A 21,697-nucleotide genomic window follows, 5' to 3' on the forward strand; every position below is an offset into this window, starting at 1 on the left:
TAGATCCCGGTGACTTAGTTGGACGCCAGGCCCAGGGCACGCTTCACCGGGCCGAAACTGCGCCGGTGATGCTCTGTTGCGCCGTGTTCCTGCAGCTTCTGCAGGTGAACAGCGGTGGGATAGCCTTTATGCTGGGCAAATCCGTAGTGGGGAAATGCGAGGTCCAGCGTGGCCATTTCGGCGTCACGAGTGACTTTTGCCAGAATAGACGCTGCGCTGATTTCTGCCACCCGGCTGTCGCCTTTCACCACCGCCAGGGAGGGCATCGGTAGCGACGGACAGCGGTTGCCATCGATCAGGACAAACTCGGGCACAATGCTCAGGCCGGCGACGGCGCGCTGCATCGCCAGCATAGTGGCATGCAGGATATTCAGCTCATCGATCTCATGCGGCTCGGCGCGCCCAAGGCTCCAGCACAGCGCTTTCTCTTTAATCTCATCGAAGAGCGCCAGTCGACGCTTCTCGCTGAGTTTTTTGGAATCATTCAGACCCACAATCGGCTTCGCCGGATCGAGGATCACCGCCGCGGTCACCACCGCGCCAACCAGGGGGCCACGCCCGACCTCATCGACGCCGGCAACCAGATGGGTATGCGGATAGACGAACTCCATCATTGTTTTGCTAACTCCAGTACGGCGTCCGCCGCCTGCTCATCGGCGTTGCAGCGGATCTGCTGATGCAGCGCGCGGAATGTCTCATGCATCTCATGGCTGGTTTTGCCATCGGCCAGCAGCGGCTGCAGGGCGGCAGCCAGCGCCTGCGGCTCGCACTCATCCTGCAGCAGCTCTTTAACCAGCTCGCGCCCGGCCAGCAGGTTCGGCAACGAGACGTAGTCGGTTTTAACCAACCGCTTCGCCAGCCAGAAGGTGAACGGCTTCATGCGATAGCCAACCACCATCGGGCATTTCGCCAGCATACACTCCAGCGCCGCCGTCCCGGAGGCCAGCAGCGCGGCGTCGCTGGCGATCATCGCATCGCGCGCCTGGCCGTCCAGCATATGCACGATCATATCCGGCGCCGTCTCAGCTTTAATTCGCTCAAACTGCTCCCGCCGTTTAGCATTAACCAGCGGCACCACCACCTGCAGATCGGGATAGGTAGCCCGCAGAAGCTGCGCGGTTTTCAGAAAGTCCGCGCTGAGCATTTCGACTTCCGCGCCGCGGCTACCGGGCAACAGCGCCAGGCAACGCACGTCGTGCGGGATCCCTAACCGGTCGCGCGCGGCGCCTTTGTCAGGATCCAGCGGCATCGCATCCGCCATGGTATGGCCGATAAAGCGGCAGGGAACGTTAAATTTGTCATAAAACGCTTTTTCGAAAGGCAGAAAGGCCAGCACCAGATCGGTGGATCTGCCGATTTTGAAAACGCGTTTTTGTCGCCAGGCCCAGACCGATGGGCTGACGTAGTGAATGGTTTTGATGCCCTGCTTTTTCAGATTCCCTTCGAGGGTAATATTGAAGTCAGGGGCGTCGATACCGACGAAAACATCGGGACGCAGCTCGCCGAAGCGGCGGGTCAAATCGGCGCGAATATGGAGTAAGCGACGCAGGCGACCGAGCACTTCAACAATACCCATCACCGCCAGCTCTTCCATTTCGTACCAGGCTTCACACCCTTCCGCCTGCATCAGCGGTCCCGCCACGCCGACAAAGCGCGCATTCGGGATGCGTGCTTTGAGGGCGCGGATGAGGCCAGCGCCAAGAATATCGCCGGAGGTTTCTCCGGCGACCAGGGCAATCGTCAGGGGACGCTGTTCAGCCATTAACGAATCAAGCCGCGGGTAGAGCGGGCGAAGAAATCGACAAACGGCTGAACTTCAGGATGCTGAGTCGCCAGTTCGGCGATCTCCGGCTTGGCTTCTTCCAGCGTCTTGCCGCTGCGGTACAGCAGTTTATACGCGTTGCGGATCGCGGTAATCGCTTCCCGGCTGAAGCCGCGGCGTTTCAGGCCTTCGATGTTGACGCCGAACGGCGTCGCATGGTTGCCCTGGGCAATCACGAACGGCGGAACGTCCTGCGCTACGCCGGAGCAACCGCCAACCATAACGTGTGAGCCAATGACGCAGAACTGGTGCACCGCAGTCATGCCGCCGATAATGACATAATCATCCAGCGAAACATGGCCCGCGAGCGTCGCGTTATTGGCCAGGATGCAGCGATCGCCAAGCGTACAATCGTGCGCCACGTGGGCGTTGATCATCAGCAGGTTATCGTTGCCCACCTTTGTTAATCCACCGCCCTGTACTGTGCCGCGATGAATGGTGACGCTTTCGCGAATGCGGTTGCGATCGCCAATTTCCACCCGGGTTGGTTCGCCAGCATATTTCAGATCCTGGTTAACTTCGCCGATGGAAGCGAACTGATAGATCTCGTTGTCACGGCCGATTTTGGTGTGGCCGTTAACGACAACGTGAGACTTCAGTACGGTGCCTTCGCCGATTTCGACGTTGGCGCCAACAATACAAAACGGACCAATGTGGACGTTAGCGCCAATCACGGCGCCTTCTTCAACAATGGCGGTAGGATGAACAAAAGCGGTTTTATCAATCACGTATCAGGCCTCCCGGCTACGCGCACACATCATCGTCGCTTCGCAAACCACTTTACCGTCAACCAGCGCAACGCCTTTGAAACGGGTCAGGCCGCGGCGGGTTTTCTCGAAAGTGACTTCCATAATCATCTGATCGCCTGGTACTACCGGGCGTTTGAAACGTGCTTCATCGATACCCGCGAAGTAATACAGCTCGCCTGGTTCCAGTTTTCCAACGCTTTTGAATGCCAGAATCCCGGTGGCCTGCGCCATTGCTTCCAGAATCAGGACGCCCGGCAAAATCGGCTTACCAGGGAAATGCCCCTGGAAAAACGGCTCGTTTACAGAAACATTTTTTACTGCGCGCAGAAAACGACCTTCTTCAAAATCCAGCACGCGGTCTACCAGCAGGAACGGGTAACGGTGAGGCAGAAGTTCCAGAATCTCTTCAATGTGCAGAGTATGAGTGTCAGTAGTCAAAATACTCTTCCTGTCTAAATGTACTAAAAGGCAATAATAACACGGCCTGCGGCAATCTTTTAGCGAATGCAACAGGCCGGAAATGTCATGTGACCAAATGATGAATTAGTCTTGTTGATTAACCTTGCGCTCAATCGCTTTCAGGCGCTTGCTCATCTCGTCAATATTCATCACCAGCGCAGCGGTTTTACGCCACGCCTTGTTCGGCTGCAGCGGAATACCGGAGGAGTATACGCCAGGTTCGCTGATAGGACGCATCACCATCCCCATCCCCGTGACGGTGACCTTATCGCAGATTTCCATATGGCCGTTAATCACGCTGGCGCCGCCAATCATGCAGTAGCGGCCGATTTTCAGGCTGCCTGCCATGATGACACCGCCGGCAACCGCGGTATTGTCGCCAATCACCACGTTATGCGCAATCTGGCACTGGTTATCAATGATAACCCCGTTGCCAATCACGGTATCGTCCAGCGCGCCGCGGTCAATTGTGGTGCAGGCGCCGATCTCCACGCGATCGCCAATAATGACGCGACCCAGCTGCGGGATCTTCACCCAGTTGCCGCGATCGTTGGCGTAGCCGAAGCCATCCGCGCCGATCACCGTGCTGGACTGGATCAGGCAATTCTCGCCGATCTCAATCTCATGGTAAACGGTCACATTGGCCCACAAACGCGAGCCGGCGCCTATTTTCGTATTTTTCCCAACGAAGCAGCCTGCGCCGATGACCACGTTATCGCCCAGCTCTACCCCGGATTCGATAACGGCGTTGGCGCCGATGGCAACGTTGATACCCAGCTTCGCCGTCGGATCGATAACCGCGCTCGGCGCGATATCCTGTGCCGGCTGCGGCGTGGTATCCAGAATTTGAGCCATGCGCGCGTAGGTCAGGTAGGGATTACGCACTACCAGCGCGGCGCTATGGGCAAAAGGCAAATCATCCTGCGTCATCACAACGGCAGAAGCCTGGCAAGCGGCCAGGTGTTCACGGTACTTAGGGTTGACCATGAAAGTGATTTGGCCCGTTTTCGCGCTCTGCATGGACGCAACGCCGGTGATGACGATATCGCCATCACCGTGTAATTCTGCATCCAACTGCTGCGCAAGATCAGCCAGTCGAATTGAAGGCATTACTTATTTAACCTGTTTCAGCACATCAGCGGTGATGTCTTTTACATCGCTGCTGTTGTATGCAACGGCATTCGCGTCAACCACCAGATCGATGCTCTGATCTTTCGCTACGCTCTGTACGGCAGTCTGGATACGGGTCACCAGTTTGCCACGCTCTTCGTTGGAACGACGAGCGCGATCCTGTTCAAACGCCTGCGCTTTCTGTGAGAAGGTCTGGCGCTGAGCCATCACGTCTTTTTCCAGTTTGGTACGATCGGCGCCCGGCTTCATGGACTGCAGACGCTGCATTTTAGACTGCAGGTCGCCTTCCATACGCTGCAGTTCGCTAGCGCGGCCTTTGAACTCGTTTTCCAGCGTGTTGGAAACGCCAGTTTTCTGGGCAACCTGTTGGAACAGGCTGTTCATGTTCACCAGGGCAATTTTATCTGCCGCCTGAGCGGAAGTTACCATTGCCAAACCCAGACCTGCAGCTAATAACCACTTTTTCACAATAAACTCCTTACCATCCCATGAGTACCCAGGGGTACCGTTATTTGCGTGGCGAGGCGATAAACGCGTTATCGCCTACGGTCAGCGCTATACTGCACTTGCATTCCATTGCCGCCAACAATTACCAGGTTTTACCAATGTTAAACTGGAACTGTTCGGCTTTGTCTCCATCGTACTTTTTGAACGGTTGGGCGTAGGAGAAGACCAACGGCCCCAACGGCGACATCCACTGCACGGCAATACCCGCAGACATACGGATGTTGCTCGGATCGCTGTAATCCGGATAACCGCCATACGCGCTCGAATCCCAGTGAGTATCCCATACGGTACCCATATCCCAGAAGAAGGAAGTCCGGACCGAGTTCGCATATTTGTCACTAATGAACGGCGTCGGGGTAATCAGCTCCAGGCTGGCCACCGCCATCGCGTTACCGCCCACCGCATCATCGGATTTACACGGTGCGGATTCGGTGCTCTTACATTCATTATCGTAGCTGTCATCATCGTCATGACGGCTGCTTGCCGGGAAATACACTGCCTTCGGACCAATGGTGTTCGACTGGAAGCCACGCACGGTGCTGGAGCCACCGGCATAGAAGTTCTCATAGAACGGCATCTCTTTGCCGCCGATACCATCGCCATAGCCAAAGCGGGTACGACCCAGCACCACCCATTCATGATCGTTGTCGATCGGCACATAGGTGGCGGTATCCAACGTCGCTTTGTAGTATTCGTTGTCCGAACCCGGAATGGTCACTTTACCGTTCAGGTTGACGCGCGAACCTTCCGTTGGGAAGAAGCCGCGGTCAAGCTTGTTATAGGTCCAACCGTAGTTGAAGGTGAAGTCATTCGCACTGAACGAGTTCCGGTCGTTGGTGTTGTCCGGATACTGGCCCATCGAGTTCAGGTAACGCCACATCGCCACCTGCGGCTGCATATTGGACAGGGAGTTATGCACATACCCGACGCCGGCGCGCAGCGTGTTGTATTCGTTGACCGGGAAGCCCAGCGTGATGTCTGTACCATAGCTTTTGTTGGTATAGTCAGACAGATCTGCATCGTTCGCATCAAAGTCATTATAGAAGACACGGCCGCCGAGGCTCACACCGTCTACGGTGAAGTACGGGTTGGTCACCGACAGCTCGGTATAGGTTTGGTAGTCGTTTTTGGTGCCGTTGATCCCGACAGCATAGCCAGTACCTAACCAGTTATCCTGCTGAACGCCCGCCTGGAAGCTGACGCCGCTCTCGGTACCGTAACCGATACCGAAGTTGAAGCTACCGGTGTTACGCTCTTTCACCTTGTAGACTACATCGACCTGGTCCGGGCTGCCCGGGACGCGCTGGGTATCGGTATCGACCGTTTCGAAGAAGCCTAAACGGTTGAGACGGTCTTTACCCTGATCGACGAGGTCGCTGCCCAGCCACGCGCCTTCCATCTGGCGCATTTCGCGGCGCAGAACGGCATCTTTGGAGGTGTCGTTGCCTTCGAAGCGAATTTTACGCACGTAATAGCGGTTGCCCGCATCGACGTTGACGTGCAGCTTAACGGTTTTATCGCTGTCGTTGATCTCCGGCTGCGACTGCACGCGCGGGTAGGCGTAACCATAACGACCCAACAGTTTCTTGATGTCGTTTTCCATCTTGGTCACTTTCGCGCCGTTATACAGTTCACCCGGCTCGACTTTGGTCAGCGCTTCGATTTCCGCGGAATGGCCGGCGAGGTTGCCCGTCACCTGCACCCCGGAAAACTTGTACTGATCGCCTTCAGTGATGTTGACGGTGATGTAGATCCCTTTCTTATCCGGCGTCAGGCTGACCTGGGTAGAATCGATGTTGAAACGGGCATAGCCGCGATCCAGGTAGTAGCTGCGCAGGGTTTCAAGGTCGCCCGCCAGCTTCTGCTTCTGGTACTTACGGTCGCCGACCACGTTCCACCACGGCACTTCATCGCGCAGCTGGAAGTGGGAGATCAGCTCATCAGTCGAAAACGCATGGTTGCCGACGATGTTGATCTGCTGAATTTTAGCGGAGACGCCTTCCTGGAAGACCAGTTTCAGGTCGACACGGTTTCGCGGCAGCGGAGTAACCACCGCTTTGACGCTGGCGCTGTATTTACCGACGCTGTAGTAGAAATCCTCGAGACCCTTCTCGATGTCCGCGATGGTCGTGCGGTCAAGCGACTCGCCCACCCGAACGCCAGAGGCCTCAAGGTTCTGCTTGAGCATGTCATCTTTCACCGACTTGTTGCCGGAGAAAGTGATGCTGGCGATCGTCGGACGCTCTTTCACCTGCACCAGCAGGGTATCACCATCGCGCAGGACGCGGACGTCCTCGAAGTTGCCAGTGGCAAACAGCGCGCGAATAGTGTTACTGATATCATCGTCGGTCACCGTATCGCCAGGACGCACTGGCATACTGAGGAGGGCCGCACCAACAGCGACACGCTGCAAGCCTTCGAAATGAATGTCCTTCACCACGAACCCTTCAGCACCGTATACAGTCGCGCTGCTAAACAGCAGCGACGCTATGAGCAACTTTTTCATCGCCATCGTTATTATGCGTTCTTCCTAACAAACTCTCTTATAACCGAGAGAAATCATTGAAAAGTGCAAGCCCCATTAACAGCACCAGCAGTATTGAGCCAATGCGATAACTAAAGTCTTGAACTCGCTCGGATACCGGCCCGCCCTTCAGCTTTTCAATCGCCAAAAACAGCAGATGTCCCCCATCCAGTACGGGTAGTGGGAACAGGTTGATGATTCCGAGGTTCACGCTAATCAGCGCAAGGAACATCAGATAATAAATCAACCCAAACTCCGCTGACATTCCAGCCCCCTGAGCGATAGAGATCGGCCCACTGAGGTTGTTCAGTTTGACATCACCGGTTATCAATTTACCCAGCATCCTGACCGTCAGCGACATCAGCTGCCAGGTTTTATCCGTGGCTTCAGCGATGGCGGCAAACGGTCCGTACTGACGTACTGTCTTGTATTCTTCAGGCAGCGGGATGACCTTTGGCACCACCCCTGCGAACCCTTCTGCCTTACCTTTCACCGTTTTTGCATCCGGCGTCAGGGTTAACGGCAGCGCACTCCCCTGCCGTTCAATCTCCAGCGCCAGCGCTTTGCCCGGATTATCGCGCACCAGATTAACAAACGTCATCCACTGCGTTAACGGTTGTCCATCGACTTTAACGATCCGGTCGCCCGCTTGCAAACCTGCTTTCTGAGCTGCCGAGCCCGCCTGGACTTCCGCCAGCACCGTATCAATCTGCGCGCTGCGCGGCTGGATCCCTAGCGACGTCACGGGATCTTGCTTGTCTGGCTCAAACGCCCAGTGCCGCAGATCGACGATTTTATCCTGGCGCTGATTGGTCCCGAAAGGGGCGACGGTAAGTATTGTTTGCGGGTTGCCGATTTTGGCCACCAGCTGCAGACGCACCGCATCCCAATCAGGCGTTTCGATACCATCTATCGCTTTAAGTTCCGTGCCTTTTGCAATTTGTGCTTGCGCGGCAACCGAATTGGGGGTTATTTCACCCACTACCGGGCGAACGCCAGGAACGCCGATGATGAAGACCAACCAGTAGGCAAAGATAGCGAAAAGGAAGTTAGCGATGGGACCGGCGGCAATCACCGCCGCACGCTGGCCGACGGTTTTATTATTGAAAGCGTAGTGGCGCATCTCCGGCGCCACCGCTTCAACACGCTCATCCAGCATCTTGACGTAGCCGCCCAGCGGGATCAGGGCAATGACGAACTCCGTACCCTGCTTATCCATCCGCCGCCACAGCGCTTTGCCGAAGCCGATAGAAAAACGCTCAACCCGGATACCGCAGCGGCGCGCTACCCAAAAATGGCCAAACTCATGCACCGTAATCAGTACGCCAAGCGCAATGATAAAAGCTGCCAGATTCCAGAGCACGCTCAGCATATAACCTTCCGTCAAATCGTCCTGAAGACCAACAGTAGCAGACAGGCGAAGACCGGCACCGCCGCCGTCAGGCTGTCGATACGATCGAGAATACCGCCATGTCCGGGAATCAAGTGCCCGCTATCCTTAATGCCGGCCTCGCGCTTAAACATACTTTCCGTCAGATCGCCCAGCACCGAAGCCAGGGCTGCCACCACCGAACAGACCAGCAGCACCGTTGGCGTAACGTCAAGATGGGCCCACACCCCGTAGGCCCAGGAGATCACCGCCGCGGTCAGCAAACCGCCAAAAAAGCCCTGCCAGGTTTTCCCCGGCGAGACCTTCGGCGCCAGCTTGTGCTTGCCAAACATTTTGCCAAACATATAGGCGCCGGAGTCCGCGCCCCAGACCAGAATCATCACATACAGGAGCCACAGCGCGCCGCTGTAATGGTTATCGGTATAGTGCCAGGCGCGCAGCGCCAGCATGCCCCAGAAAAACGGGACGATGGTCAGGATACCGAAGATAAGGCGCAGCACTTTCGAGTGCCGCCAGAATGCCGCCGACGCCGGATAAGAGAGCACCAGCAGCAGCGCGACGATCCACCAGGCGAAAGAGGCCCACAGCGAGCCTTCAACCATCGGTTGATGAACGTCATAATGGTATTCCGGCAGCAAAAACAGCATCGCCGCCAGCAGAAGGCCGCACAACACCGCCAGCCAGACCCGCTGCGACGTCGAGGTGAAACCGCTCAGTTGCCCCCACTCCCACGCGGCGAGCATGCAGACCACCAGGGTCACGATAGCAAACCCCATCGGCGGCAATAAAAACAGCGCCGCAATGACGACGGGGATTAAGACGAAAGCAGATATCAGGCGATACTTCAGCAAAAGTGACCCCCATCAGGCATGACTGCCACCCGGCTCAGTGCCGCCGAAACGACGCTCTCGATTAACAAAGGCATGGAGTGCACCTTCAAAGTCCTGTTCAGCAAAATCGGGCCAAAGAACATCCGTAAAGTAAAGTTCGGCATAGGCAATTTGCCAAATCAGAAAATTACTTATTCGGTGCTCTCCCCCGGTCCTAATAACTAAATCTACGGGAGCCAGTTCATGCATGCAGACCTGCTGACTCAGCATGTCTTCCGTGATCTGCTCAGGCAGCAGCGTCCCGTCCTGTACCTGTTTCGCCAGAAAACGAACGCCCTGGGTAATATCCCAGCGACCGCCGTAATTGGCCGCAATATTCAGCGTTAAGCCGGTATTGTTCGCGGTCAGCGCTTCCGCTTTGCGGATACGCTCCTGCAGGCGCGCATTGAAGCGCGTGGTGTCGCCAATAATCCGCAAACGCACATTGTGTCGGTGCAGGCTTTTGACTTCGCTATCCAGCGCCCAGACGAACAGCTCCATCAGCGCACTGACTTCCTGAGCCGGACGGTTCCAGTTTTCGCTGCTGAACGCGTATAACGTTAACGCCTCAATTCCATTATTCGCCGCGAAAGAGACCGCGCGACGCACGGATTTCGCACCGGCCTTGTGCCCGAAAGCGCGAATTTTACCTTGCCGTTTCGCCCAACGGCCGTTGCCATCCATAATAATGGCGACATGACGGCAGCCATGTGTAGGCGATATTTCGCTGACAGTTTGATTAGCAGACAACATCACGCGTTTTAAGTCCATAATAAGGATTAACTAGCCACCAAACAGAGGCCACCGGGCCGCGCTGGATACGCATTTTTATCCGGTGCCGGGGCTGCAGCCAATCGCAGAGAACAACCAAAAGCTTTACGCAAAAAAGCCGTGTTTTGCCACGGCCACCGTAATCTTCAACAACAAAATGCAACGATCGGGTGGCGCAGACTATATCACTGAAGCTTTGCGCCCACAAATATCACCGCGTTACGCCTGGGTGACCAACCGCTTCAGCTGTTGATGAGCAACCGCGCGGGCCTCAGCGTCGATAACCAGAACGTCATCAATGCTTTGCGGCTCCAGCAGGTTCATCTTATCCAGCACCGCCAGGTTAACCGCCGCAATATCGGTAAAGCGGATATCGCCCTGCAGAAACGCGGCAACCGACTCTTCATTGGCCGCATTCAGCGTGGTGGTCGCCGCCTGGCCAACGTCAAACGCCTCCATCGCCAGCTTCAGGCACGGATACCGCGTATAGTCTGGCGCGGAGAAGCTCAGATTGCTCAGCTGACAGAAGTCCAGCGGCTTAGCCCCGGAGTTCAGCCGCTGCGGCCAGCCCATGGTATGGGCGATCGGCGTGCGCATATCCGGTTCCCCAAGCTGCGCCAGCACGCTGCCGTCCTGATAGCGAACCATCGAGTGGATCACCGACTGCGGATGGATAAGGACCTCCATCTGCCGGGCCGAGGCGTTAAACAGCCAGCGCGCTTCAATATATTCCAGACCTTTGTTCATCATCGTGGCGGAGTCGACGGAGATCTTGCGTCCCATCGACCAGTTGGGATGACGGCAGGCCTGATCCGGCGTCATCGCCGCCAGTTCAGCTACCGCTGTCTCGCGGAAAGGCCCGCCCGAGCCGGTCAGCAGAATGGACGAAACGCCGTTCTGCGCCAGGTCAGCGTATCCCAGATGCTGCTGAATTGTCTCCGGCATACTCTGAAAAATCGCGTTATGTTCGCTGTCGACCGGCAGCAATCGCGCCCCCGACCGTTGAACCGCCTCCATGAACAAGCGACCGCAGGTCACCAGCGACTCTTTATTCGCTAACAACACCGTTTTTCCGGCACGGATCGCCGCCAGCGTCGGCACCAGACCCGCCGCGCCGACGATAGCCGCCATTACCTGATCGACCTCCTCCAGCGCCGCGACCTCTGCCGCCGCCTGCTGGCCGCTCAGCACCTCGGTACGGCAGCCATGTTCCTGCAGACGGGTGCGCAACCGCTCAGCGCTTTGCGCATCGTCCATCACGGCGTAACGGGGGGTAAATTCAAGGCATTGTTCAACCATACGGTCAACGTTTTTCCCCGCGACCAGCGCGGCGACGGAAAAGCGACCGGGATTATGGCGTACCACGTCCAGCGTGCTACAGCCAATGGAGCCGGTCGAACCGAGAACGGTTAATTGCTTCATGAGACGTCCAGAAGAGTGGAAACAGAATAAAAAGCAAAACGCCGCCAGCAAGCCCCTACGCAGCAATTATCAGGGATAAGACGGCGGCATCAGGCCTTCAACTTAGCGCTAAAGGCTACAAGGCCAGCGGTCGCAACGCAATCCCGAGAATTGAGCGTACAGTCTTCTGTACGGCGTTTCGGATTTTACTCAGGCCAGACGCTGTCAGGCCCGAGTAAGGGCAGAGCATCAGAACTGCATCAGTTCCGCTTCTTTGTCTGCCAGCGCCGCGTCAACTTTCTTGATGGCGGCGTCAGTCATTTTCTGCACGTCGTCCTGAGAACGGCGATCGTCATCCTCGCTGATCTCTTTCTCTTTCAGCAGCGCTTTGACTTTGTCGTTGGCGTCGCGGCGAACGTTACGTACGGCAACGCGCGCCTGCTCAGCTTCACCACGCACGATCTTGGTCAGATCTTTACGACGCTCTTCGGTCAGCGGCGGCAGCGGAACACGAATATCGCTACCGGCAGAGCTTGGGTTCAGACCGAGGTCGGACGCCATGATCGCTTTTTCAACAGCCGCGGACATAGAACGGTCAAAGACGTTGATTTTCAGGGTACGGGAGTCTTCGACGGTGACGCTGGCCAGCTGGCGCAGCGGGGTCGGCGTACCGTAGTATTCAACAACAATCCCGTCCAGCAGGCTCGGAGAAGCACGACCCGTGCGAATTTTGCTGATTTGGTTTTTGAATGCTTCGACGCATTTTTCCATGCGGATTTCAGCATCTTTTCTGATATCGCTAATCACGTTACGAATCCTTGAAAGCTTGTCTCAGTCAGACCAGACGGGGCACCCGTCGGAAAATGAGCTAAGTATAGTCAGATTTAATGAAAATCACCGGGTAATATCCCCGCGAAAGTAAAGCGGAATCTTACCCGGATTTGGCGCTGACGGGAATTATTCCGTGATCAATGTGCCTTCTTTTTCGCCCATCACCACGCGACGCAGGGCGCCGGGTTTGTTCATGTTGAAGACGCGAATCGGCAATTTGTGGTCACGCGCCAGGGTGAAGGCCGCCAGATCCATCACTTTCAGCTCTTTATCCAGCACTTCGCTGTAGGTCAGCTGATCGTACATGGTGGCAGAAGGATCTTTTGCCGGATCCGCGGTAAACACACCGTCAACCTTGGTCGCTTTCAGCACCACGTCGGCTTCAATTTCAATACCACGCAGGCAGGCTGCGGAATCGGTGGTAAAGAACGGGTTGCCGGTGCCTGCGGAGAGGATCACCACGCGGTTGTTGCGCAGCAGGCTGATCGCCTCTGCCCAGCTGTAGTTGTCGCACACGCCGTTCAGCGGGATGGCGGACATCAGACGAGCGTTCACATAGGCGCGGTGGAGCGCATCGCGCATCGCGAGGCCATTCATAACCGTAGCCAGCATGCCCATGTGGTCGCCCACAACGCGGTTCATACCCGCTTTCGCCAGACCAGCACCACGGAACAGGTTACCGCCACCAATTACTACGCCAACCTGAATACCCAGCTCAACCAGCTCTTTGATCTCTTGAGCCATGCGGTCAAGTATGCTTGCATCAATACCGAAGCCTTCTGAGCCCTGCAGCGCTTCGCCACTTAATTTCAGCAGAATACGTTTGTAGACGGGTTTTGCATTGGTAGCCATGTTTCTTTCCTGAGACTGTCAACGAATGAGATGTGAGAATTCCGGCGACATTGTATGTCGCATTTCAGCGCGGTCACTATAAGCAGTTGGCTGAATTTACAAAATGGGCGCAAAAAGAAGCCGCCCTCAGGCGGCTCCTTGTAAAAATTAAGACTGCTTGGACATCGCAGCAACTTCTGCTGCAAAGTCAGTCTCAACTTTCTCGATGCCTTCGCCCACTTCAAAGCGGATGAAGCCAGTCACGTCAGCGTTGTGCTCTTTCAGCAGCTGACCAACAGATTTGCTCGGCTCCATGACGAAAGGCTGACCAGTCAGAGAAACTTCGCCGGTGAATTTCTTCATGCGGCCTTCAACCATTTTCTCTGCGATTTCTTTCGGCTTACCGGACTGCATCGCGATGTCCAGCTGAACCTGGTACTCTTTCTCTACCACTTCAGCAGACACGTCTTCCGGCTTAACGAATTCCGGCTTGCTTGCGGCAACGTGCATTGCCAGCTGCTTAACCAGCTCTTCGTCAGCGCCTTTAGCGGCAACCAGAACGCCGATGCGCGCACCGTGCTGGTAGCTGCCCAGAACGTCGCCTTCCAGAACAGCGATACGACGGATGTTGATGTTCTCACCGATTTTAGCAACCAGGGCAACACGTTCTTCTTCGAACTGCGCTTTCAGAACTTCAACGTCGGAGATTTTACCCGCAACAGCGGCGTCCAGTACTTTGTCAGCAAATGCCTGGAAACCACCATCTTTAGCAACGAAGTCAGTCTGGCAGTTAACTTCCAGAATGTAACCGTAGTTGCCTTCGATTTTGGTTTTGATCACGCCGTCAGCAGCCACGTTGCCTGCTTTCTTCGCCGCTTTGATCGCGCCGGATTTACGCATGTTTTCGATTGCCAGCTCGATGTCGCCATTCGCTTCAGTCAGCGCTTTTTTGCAATCCATCATGCCTGCGCCAGTACGTTCGCGCAGCTCTTTTACCAGGGAAGCGGTAATTTCAGCCATTCTAAAATCCTCGGGAGATGTGGATACTGCCCGGCCAACGGCCAAACAGCGTAAATTGAAAAAAGGGGCCGATAATGGGCCCCTATTCATACACGGTACTAATAAGGGCTTAAACCTTATTATTCAGCTTCTACGAAGCTTTCTTCCGCCTGAGAAGCCAGGTCCTGAGAGCGACCTTCACGAACGGTAGCAGCAACAGCGCCCAGGTACAGGCTTACTGCGCGGATTGCATCGTCGTTACCCGGGATAACGAAGTCTACGCCGTCCGGATCAGAGTTGGTATCAACGATAGCAAATACCGGGATGCCCAGGTTGTTTGCTTCTTTGATAGCGATGTGCTCGTGGTCAGCGTCGATAACGAACAGTGCGTCCGGCAGGCCGCCCATGTCTTTGATACCGCCCAGGCTGTTTTCCAGCTTGTCCAGCTCACGAGTACGCATCAGCGCTTCTTTTTTGGTCAGCTTGTCGAAAGTACCGTCCTGGGACTGAGTTTCCAGGTCTTTCAGACGTTTGATGGACTGACGAACGGTTTTCCAGTTAGTCAGCATACCGCCCAGCCAGCGATGGTTCACGAAGAACTGGTCGCAGCTCAGAGCAGCGTCTTTTACCGCTTCGCTTGCAGCGCGCTTAGTACCAACGAAAAGGATTTTACCTTTACGAGCAGCGATCTTGTTCAGTTCAGCCAGAGCATCGTTGAACATCGGTACGGTTTTCTCAAGGTTGATGATGTGAACTTTGTTACGCGCACCGAAGATGAACGGCTTCATTTTCGGGTTCCAGTAACGGGTCTGGTGACCGAAGTGAACACCAGCCTTGAGCATGTCGCGCATGGAAACAGTTGCCATGTTTAAAACCTCTATAGATTAAATTGGGGTTATGCCTCCACGTATCCCATATTACCGACCCCGAAGGGCACCCCGGAATATGTGCCGATACGTGTGTGTTATTACACAAAGTGAGCGATGTCGCTTACGTCCCATCCTTGTGTATCTGAGATGGAACGGAAGTCCGGCGCGCTTTATATCACAAAATCCATCCAGACACCAACTCTTGTTGACGTCACGTGCTGTTAATGATTCTCAGTTTGGCACCAGCCTACCCGGACTGTTACCATTGACAGGACTTACTCTATTATTGTCGAAAATATCGACACTGCTGGACATACTCCATGGCTATCTCTATTAAGACATCTGAAGATATTGAAAAAATGCGCGTTGCCGGTCGCCTGGCCGCTGAAGTGCTGGAAATGATCGAACCCTGGGTTAAGCCGGGCGTCAGCACTGGCGAACTGGACCGTATCTGTAACGACTATATCGTTAACGAGCAGAAGGCCATTTCCGCCTGTCTCGGCTATCACGGCTATCCGAAATCCGTCTGCATTTCGGTCAACGAAGTGGTCTGTCACGGTATCCCTGACGACGGCAAGCTGCTGAAAGATGGCGATATCGTGAATATCGACGTGACCGTCATTAAAGATGATTTCCATGGCGATACCTCCAAAATGTTTATCGTCGGCAAACCGACGATTCTTGGCGAGCGCCTGTGCCGTATCACTCAGGAAAGCCTGTACCTGGCGCTGAAGATGGTGAAGCCGGGCATCAACCTGCGCACCATCGGCGCGGCGATTCAGAAATATGTGGAAGCGGAAGGGTTCTCCGTGGTTCGCGAATACTGTGGTCACGGCATCGGCCGCGGCTTCCATGAAGAGCCGCAGGTGCTGCACTACGACTCGCCGGAAACCAACGTCGTGCTCAAACCAGGCATGACCTTCACCATCGAGCCGATGGTCAACGCCGGTAAAAAAGAGATCCGCAGCATGAAAGACGGCTGGACGGTGAAAACCAAAGACCGGAGCTTGTCTGCGCAGTACGAGCATACTATTGTGGTGACAGACAACGGCTGCGAAATTCTGACGCTACGTAAGGATGACACCATCCCGGCGATAATCTCGCACGATGAATGATGAAAAGCCGGCGCCCGCCGGCTTTTTTATTAGATAGTTTTTTCTTATGGTGACGCGATGAGCAACTCATTACCTGACACAGCCTCCCCCCTTCTGCCCATCCCGCCGGAACATCCGGTGAGCTGGCCGCAGGGCGATCTGAACTGTGCTGCAATTAAGGCGCACATCGATACCTTTCAGCACTGGCTGGGCGAGGCGTTTGACGCCGGTATCGCCGCGGAGCAGCTCATTGCGGCGCGCACCGAATTTATCGACCAGCTGCTGCAGCGGTTGTGGATCGCCTGCGGCTTTGAATCCGTCTGCGACCTGGCGCTGGTGGCCGTCGGCGGCTATGGCCGCGGCGAACTGCATCCGCTCTCTGACGTCGATCTGCTGATCCTCAGCCGCAAAAAGCTGCCGGACGACCAGGCGCAAAAGGTCGGCGAACTGCTGACGCTGCTGTGGGACGTCAAACTGGAGGTAGGCCACAGCGTGCGCACTCTCGAAGAGTGTCTGCTGGAAGGGCTTTCGGACCTCACCGTCGCCACCAACTTAATCGAATCGCGCCTGCTGATCGGCGACGTCGCGCTGTTCCTTGAACTGCAAAAACATATTTTTAGCGACGGCTTCTGGCCATCAGAAAAGTTCTTCGCCGCGAAAGTCGAAGAGCAGAACGTCCGTCATCAACGCTATCACGGCACCAGCTATAACCTCGAGCCGGACGTGAAAAGCAGCCCCGGCGGCCTGCGCGATATCCATACGCTACAGTGGGTGGCTCGCCGCCATTTCGGCGCCACCTCGATGGATGAGATGGTCGGCTTCGGCTTTCTGACCGAAGCCGAGCGCAATGAGCTCGACGAGTGTCTGCACCAGCTGTGGCGTATCCGCTTCGCGCTGCATCTCGAACTCACTCGCTATGACAACCGCCTGCTTTTCGACCGCCAGCTCAGCGTCGCCCGCCGACTCGGCTATGAAGGCGACGGCAATCAGCCGATTGAGCATATGATGAAGGACTTCTTCCGCGTCACCCGCCGGGTGAGCGAGCTGAACCAGATGCTGCTGCAGCTGTTTGAAGAGGCCATCCTCGCCCTGACCGAGGATGAAAAACCGCGCCCGATCGATGATGATTTCCAGCTGCGCGGCACGCTGATCGATCTGCGTGACGATACGCTGTTTATTCGCGAGCCGCAGGCCATTCTGCGCATGTTTTATATCATGGTGCGCAACAGCACCATCACCGGCATCTACTCCACGACGTTGCGCCATCTGCGCCACGCCCGCCGCCATCTGACCCAGCCGCTGTGCTATATCCCGGAGGCGCGCACGCTCTTTCTCAGCATGCTGCGCCATCAGGGGGCAGTGAGTCGCGGACTGCTGCCGATGCATCGTCACAGCGTGCTGTGGGCCTATATGCCGCAGTGGTCCCATATCGTCGGCCAGATGCAGTTCGACCTGTTTCACGCCTACACCGTCGATGAACACACCATCCGCGTGATGCTCAAGCTGGAGAGCTTTGCTAAAGAAGAGACCCGTAGCCGCCACCCGCTGTGCGTGGAACTGTGGCCGCGCTTAACGCACCCGGAGCTGATTTTAATCGCCGCCCTGTTCCACGACATCGCCAAAGGGCGCGGCGGCGACCACTCGATCCTCGGTGCACAGGATGTGCTGAAATTTGCCGAACTGCACGGGCTGAACTCCCGTGAAACGCAGCTGGTCGCCTGGCTGGTGCGTCACCACCTGCTGATGTCGGTCACCGCCCAGCGGCGCGATATTCAGGATCCGGAGGTGATTAAGCAGTTCGCCGAGGAGGTGCAAACGGAAAATCGCCTGCGCTATCTGGTGTGCCTGACCGTGGCCGATATCTGCGCCACCAACGAAACGCTGTGGAACAGCTGGAAGCAGAGCCTGCTGCGCGAACTCTATTTCGCCACTGAAAAACAGCTGCGTCGCGGCATGCAAAGCACCCCGGACATGCGCGAACGGGTGCGTCACCATCAGCTGCAGGCGCTGGCCCTGCTGCGGATGGACAATATTAATGAAGAGGCGCTGCATCAAATCTGGAACCGCTGCCGCGCCAACTATTTCGTGCGACATACGCCGACGCAGCTCGCCTGGCACGCCCGCAACCTGCTGCGCCACGATCTGAATAAGCCGATGATCCTCCTGAGCTCGCAGGCCACTCGCGGCGGAACGGAGATTTTTATCTGGAGCCCGGATCGCCCTTACCTGTTCGCCGCGGTGTGTGGCGAACTGGACCGTCGCAACCTCAGCGTCCACGACGCGCAGATCTTCACCACCCGCGACGGCATGGCGATGGATACCTTTATCGTCCTTGAGCCTGACGGCAGTCCGCTGTCCGCCGACCGCCACGAGGCGATCCGCCAGGGTCTGGAACAGACCATCACCCAGCGCAGTTGGGAGCCCCCGGCGCCCCGTCGTCAGGCGGCAAAGCTGCGTCATTTCTCGGTGGACACCGAGGTGAATTTCCTGCCGACCCATACCGATCGCAAATCGTTTCTCGAGCTGATTGCCCTTGACCAGCCCGGGCTGCTCGCCCGCGTCGGTCAGGTGTTCGCCGACCTCGGAATTTCGCTTCACGGGGCGCGAATTACGACAATTGGTGAGCGAGTAGAAGATTTATTTATAATCGCTACCGCCGACCGGCGTGCCCTTAATAATGAGCTGCAACAAGAAGTGCAACAACGGTTGACAGCGGCCCTCAATCCAAACGATAAAGGGTGACGTATTTTTTTTAGTGAATGGAAAGAAACAATGCAGCAGTTACAGAACGTTATTGAGTCCGCCTTTGAGCGTCGCGCCGACATCACGCCGGCCAATGTGGATACCGTGACCCGCGAAGCGGTTAACCAGGTTATTGCCCTTCTGGATTCCGGCGCGCTGCGCGTCGCTGAGAAGATCGACGGTCAGTGGGTGACGCATCAGTGGCTGAAGAAGGCGGTACTGCTCTCTTTCCGTATTAACGATAACCAGGTTATCGATGGTGCGGAAAGCCGCTACTTCGATAAAGTACCGATGAAATTCGCTGACTATGACGAAGCGCGTTTCCAGAAAGAAGGTTTCCGCGTGGTGCCGCCGGCAGCGGTGCGCCAGGGCGCGTTCATCGCCCGCAACACCGTGCTGATGCCGTCCTACGTTAACATCGGCGCCTACGTTGACGAAGGCACCATGGTTGACACCTGGGCCACCGTCGGCTCCTGCGCGCAGATCGGTAAAAACGTTCACCTGTCCGGCGGCGTCGGCATCGGTGGCGTACTGGAGCCGCTGCAGGCGAACCCGACCATCATCGAAGATAACTGCTTCATCGGCGCGCGCTCTGAAGTAGTTGAAGGGGTGATTGTCGAAGAAGGCTCCGTGATCTCCATGGGCGTTTACCTGGGTCAGAGCACCAAAATCTACGATCGCGAAACCGGCGAAGTCTTCTACGGCCGCGTGCCGGCTGGCTCGGTAGTGGTGTCAGGCAACCTGCCGTCGAAAGATGGTAAATACAGTCTGTACTGCGCAGTGATCGTGAAGAAAGTCGATGCTAAAACTCGCGGCAAGGTCGGCATTAACGAACTGCTGCGCACCATCGACTAAAGCAAATAAAAAGCGGGAGATATCCCGCTTTTTTGATATTTGATGCTGGCGAGAATGGATTTTTTCGTTAATTATTCAATGGTTATGATGCTATCAAAGGTACCGTTATGTACGATAATCTGAAAAGTCTTGGCATTACCAACCCTGATGAGATCGATCGCTATAGCCTGCGGCAGGAAGCTAACAACGACATTCTGAAAATCTATTTTCAGAAAGACAAAGGCGAATTCTTCGCCAAGAGCGTGAAGTTCAAATATCCGCGTCAGCGCAAAACCGTCGTCGCCGACGGCGTCGGCCAGGGCTACAAAGAGGTCCAGGAGATCAGCCCCAATCTGCGTTACGTCATCGATGAGCTGGATCAGATTTGCCAGCGCGACCGCACTGAAATCGATCTCAAGCGTAAAATCCTCGACGATTTACGCCATCTGGAAAGCGTGGTCACCAATAAGATCAGCGAAATCGAAGCCGATCTGGAAAAGCTCACCCGTAAGTAAGCGCATCCCCGGCGGCGCGTCGCCTGACCGGGCTGGCGGTATCAAACCGCTACCGACAGCATGCATCGTCCAGGCCGGGTATGGCGAGTCGCTACCCGGCATTTTTTACCTCCACGCCTTAGCGTTGTTCATCCAGCTGCAGCGCGATATACAGCAGCAGCCGGTCGTCAAAGCTGCCAAGATCCAGCCCCGTCAGCTCCGAGATACGATTCAACCGGTACTCCAGCGTATTGCGATGAATAAACAGGGCCTTCGACGTCGCCAGCGGCTGCACGTTATGGCGAAACCACGCCTGCAGCGTTCGCCGCAGCAGCCCGTTGTTATCCATCGCCTTGAGACGCGCCAGCGGACGAGCCAGCTCATTGGCCTGCCAGCCGCCGCGCAGGCTGTCAAGCAGCACCGGCAGCATCAGATCCTGATAGAAATAGCAGCGGCTCTCCGGCATCCGCTGCTTGCCCACCATCATCGTCGTGCGAGCGGTACGGTAAGAGCGGGCGATACTCCCGGGACCGGTGAAGAAGTTGCCCAACGCCACGCGGAAACGGAGCTGGCCATTCTCTTTCATCCTGGCGATAAGCTGCTCGACGCGCCGGACGTGATCGTCGGCGTCCCAGCGGCCAAAGCTGTTCAGCGCCGGTTTCAGCACCACCATTTCCGTGAGCGAGACAATGGCCACGAGATTATGGCGATCGGGCGTGGTCAGCGCGTTCTGCAGCTGCTGTAGTTCCGCCATCGCGCTGTCTACGCCGAGCTGGCCGCTGTCCACCTCAATCATCGCCACCACGCGCGGCTGATTCAGGTCGATGCCTAATCGCTGAGCCCATTCGTTCAGCGCCGGGGTATGCTCTTCCGCCTGAATCAGGTTCATCACCAGCTCTTCGCGCAGACGGCTGTCCTGCGCCAGGAGATGCATCAGTCGCGACTGCTCCAGCATCATCTCTGCCGTCATGCACACCAGCTCGCCATATTTTCGCAGCGACTCCGGCTCGCCGGTCAGGCCGATCACCCCGACGATCTCCCCCTCCAGGCGCAGCGGCAGGTTAATGCCCTGGCGCACCCCGTGCAGATGGCGAGCCACCGCGTCGTCGATATCCACCACCCGCCCCTGGGAAAGCACCAGCAGCGCGCCTTCGTGCAATTCACCAATCCTTTCCCGATCGCCGCTGCCGATAATCCGCCCGCGGGCATCCATCACGTTGATGTTGGTATCGATGATGCGCATCGTCCGCGCCACAATATCCTGCGCCATTTTGGTATCGAGATGCCAGCCAGCCATGTAATCCTCCCCTTTGCAGGGCACCAGCATAAAAGAGTCGTCGCCCTGCTGCATTGTGCATATGCCCGAAGCCCGGATAAGAT

At 56.2% G+C, this 21,697-nt stretch carries 20 protein-coding genes; 4 read left to right on the forward strand and 16 right to left on the reverse strand.

Translation table 11 applies throughout. The features are described from left to right. Positions 1–14: 14 nt before the first annotated feature. The 15 genes from rnhB to rpsB form a co-directional block, all read right to left on the reverse strand. Positions 15–614, reverse strand: a complete 600-nt coding sequence (gene rnhB / locus ABLV52_RS09635) for a ribonuclease HII (RefSeq protein WP_004204458.1) — start codon at positions 612–614, stop codon at positions 15–17. After that, positions 611–1,762, reverse strand: coding sequence for a lipid-A-disaccharide synthase (gene lpxB, locus ABLV52_RS09640; protein WP_023292050.1), 1,152 nt, complete (start codon positions 1,760–1,762; stop codon positions 611–613). The genes rnhB and lpxB overlap by 4 nt, the downstream gene beginning before the upstream one ends. After that, positions 1,762–2,550, reverse strand: coding sequence for an acyl-ACP--UDP-N-acetylglucosamine O-acyltransferase (gene lpxA, locus ABLV52_RS09645; RefSeq protein WP_004204455.1), 789 nt, complete (start codon positions 2,548–2,550; stop codon positions 1,762–1,764). Before lpxA ends, lpxB begins: the two co-directional genes overlap by 1 nt. Positions 2,551–2,553: 3 nt before the next feature. Next, the gene (gene fabZ, locus ABLV52_RS09650) at positions 2,554–3,009 is read right to left on the reverse strand and encodes a 3-hydroxyacyl-ACP dehydratase FabZ (protein WP_004145858.1); all 456 of its coding nucleotides are present in this window, start codon (positions 3,007–3,009) and stop codon (positions 2,554–2,556) included. Between the two features lie 105 nt (positions 3,010–3,114). Beyond that, positions 3,115–4,140, reverse strand: a complete 1,026-nt coding sequence (gene lpxD / locus ABLV52_RS09655; RefSeq protein WP_044521084.1) for a UDP-3-O-(3-hydroxymyristoyl)glucosamine N-acyltransferase — start codon at positions 4,138–4,140, stop codon at positions 3,115–3,117. Between the two features lie 3 nt (positions 4,141–4,143). After that, positions 4,144–4,629, reverse strand: coding sequence for a molecular chaperone Skp (gene skp, locus ABLV52_RS09660; protein WP_002889325.1), 486 nt, complete (start codon positions 4,627–4,629; stop codon positions 4,144–4,146). Positions 4,630–4,750: 121 nt separating this feature from the next. Then, positions 4,751–7,180 carry an outer membrane protein assembly factor BamA gene (gene bamA / locus ABLV52_RS09665; RefSeq protein WP_023292048.1) on the reverse strand — a complete coding sequence of 810 codons (2,430 nt, stop codon included), beginning with the start codon at positions 7,178–7,180 and terminating at the stop codon, positions 4,751–4,753. A gap of 31 nt (positions 7,181–7,211) precedes the next feature. Continuing rightward, the gene (rseP, locus tag ABLV52_RS09670; RefSeq protein ID WP_004204451.1) at positions 7,212–8,564 is read right to left on the reverse strand and encodes a sigma E protease regulator RseP; all 1,353 of its coding nucleotides are present in this window, start codon (positions 8,562–8,564) and stop codon (positions 7,212–7,214) included. An 11-nt stretch (positions 8,565–8,575) separates the two neighbouring features. Continuing rightward, positions 8,576–9,433, reverse strand: coding sequence for a phosphatidate cytidylyltransferase (cdsA, locus tag ABLV52_RS09675; protein ID WP_023292047.1), 858 nt, complete (start codon positions 9,431–9,433; stop codon positions 8,576–8,578). A gap of 12 nt (positions 9,434–9,445) precedes the next feature. After that, positions 9,446–10,204, reverse strand: a complete 759-nt coding sequence (gene ispU, locus ABLV52_RS09680; protein WP_032429282.1) for a (2E,6E)-farnesyl-diphosphate-specific ditrans,polycis-undecaprenyl-diphosphate synthase — start codon at positions 10,202–10,204, stop codon at positions 9,446–9,448. Between the two features lie 237 nt (positions 10,205–10,441). Then, positions 10,442–11,644, reverse strand: a complete 1,203-nt coding sequence (gene ispC / locus ABLV52_RS09685) for a 1-deoxy-D-xylulose-5-phosphate reductoisomerase (protein WP_044521082.1) — start codon at positions 11,642–11,644, stop codon at positions 10,442–10,444. 228 nt (positions 11,645–11,872) lie between these two features. Then, positions 11,873–12,430, reverse strand: a complete 558-nt coding sequence (gene frr / locus ABLV52_RS09690; RefSeq protein WP_002889308.1) for a ribosome recycling factor — start codon at positions 12,428–12,430, stop codon at positions 11,873–11,875. A gap of 150 nt (positions 12,431–12,580) precedes the next feature. After that, positions 12,581–13,306, reverse strand: coding sequence for a UMP kinase (pyrH, locus tag ABLV52_RS09695; protein WP_004098747.1), 726 nt, complete (start codon positions 13,304–13,306; stop codon positions 12,581–12,583). Positions 13,307–13,453: 147 nt separating this feature from the next. Next, on the reverse strand, positions 13,454–14,305 hold the full coding sequence (gene tsf / locus ABLV52_RS09700) for a translation elongation factor Ts (RefSeq protein WP_004151930.1): 852 nt from the start codon (positions 14,303–14,305) through the stop codon (positions 13,454–13,456). A gap of 119 nt (positions 14,306–14,424) precedes the next feature. After that, positions 14,425–15,150, reverse strand: a complete 726-nt coding sequence (gene rpsB / locus ABLV52_RS09705) for a 30S ribosomal protein S2 (protein ID WP_004204447.1) — start codon at positions 15,148–15,150, stop codon at positions 14,425–14,427. Positions 15,151–15,473: 323 nt separating this feature from the next. On the opposite strand from rpsB, the gene map reads away from it, so the two are divergent. The 4 genes from map to ABLV52_RS09725 all read left to right on the forward strand — a co-directional run bounded on the left by map (position 15,474) and on the right by ABLV52_RS09725 (position 20,338). Further along, the gene (map, locus tag ABLV52_RS09710) at positions 15,474–16,268 is read left to right on the forward strand and encodes a type I methionyl aminopeptidase (RefSeq protein WP_004204446.1); all 795 of its coding nucleotides are present in this window, start codon (positions 15,474–15,476) and stop codon (positions 16,266–16,268) included. A 57-nt stretch (positions 16,269–16,325) separates the two neighbouring features. After that, complete coding sequence (gene glnD, locus ABLV52_RS09715) at positions 16,326–18,989, forward strand: bifunctional uridylyltransferase/uridylyl-removing protein GlnD (RefSeq protein WP_348890318.1); 2,664 nt, start codon at positions 16,326–16,328, stop codon at positions 18,987–18,989. A 30-nt stretch (positions 18,990–19,019) separates the two neighbouring features. Beyond that, entirely contained in the window at positions 19,020–19,844 is an 825-nt protein-coding gene (dapD, locus tag ABLV52_RS09720; protein WP_002889295.1) for a 2,3,4,5-tetrahydropyridine-2,6-dicarboxylate N-succinyltransferase, read from the forward strand. A 107-nt stretch (positions 19,845–19,951) separates the two neighbouring features. Then, positions 19,952–20,338, forward strand: a complete 387-nt coding sequence (locus tag ABLV52_RS09725) for a DUF3461 family protein (protein WP_002889292.1) — start codon at positions 19,952–19,954, stop codon at positions 20,336–20,338. 118 nt (positions 20,339–20,456) lie between these two features. On the opposite strand, the gene cdaR is transcribed toward ABLV52_RS09725, so the two are convergent. After that, a complete protein-coding gene (gene cdaR, locus ABLV52_RS09730; protein WP_023292043.1) occupies positions 20,457–21,614 on the reverse strand; it encodes a DNA-binding transcriptional regulator CdaR in 1,158 nt (385 codons plus the stop codon). Positions 21,615–21,697: the final 83 nt, after the last annotated feature.

It is taken from the genome of Klebsiella sp. GB_Kp056, assembly GCF_040064755.1.
GTDB lineage: Bacteria > Pseudomonadota > Gammaproteobacteria > Enterobacterales > Enterobacteriaceae > Klebsiella > Klebsiella quasipneumoniae.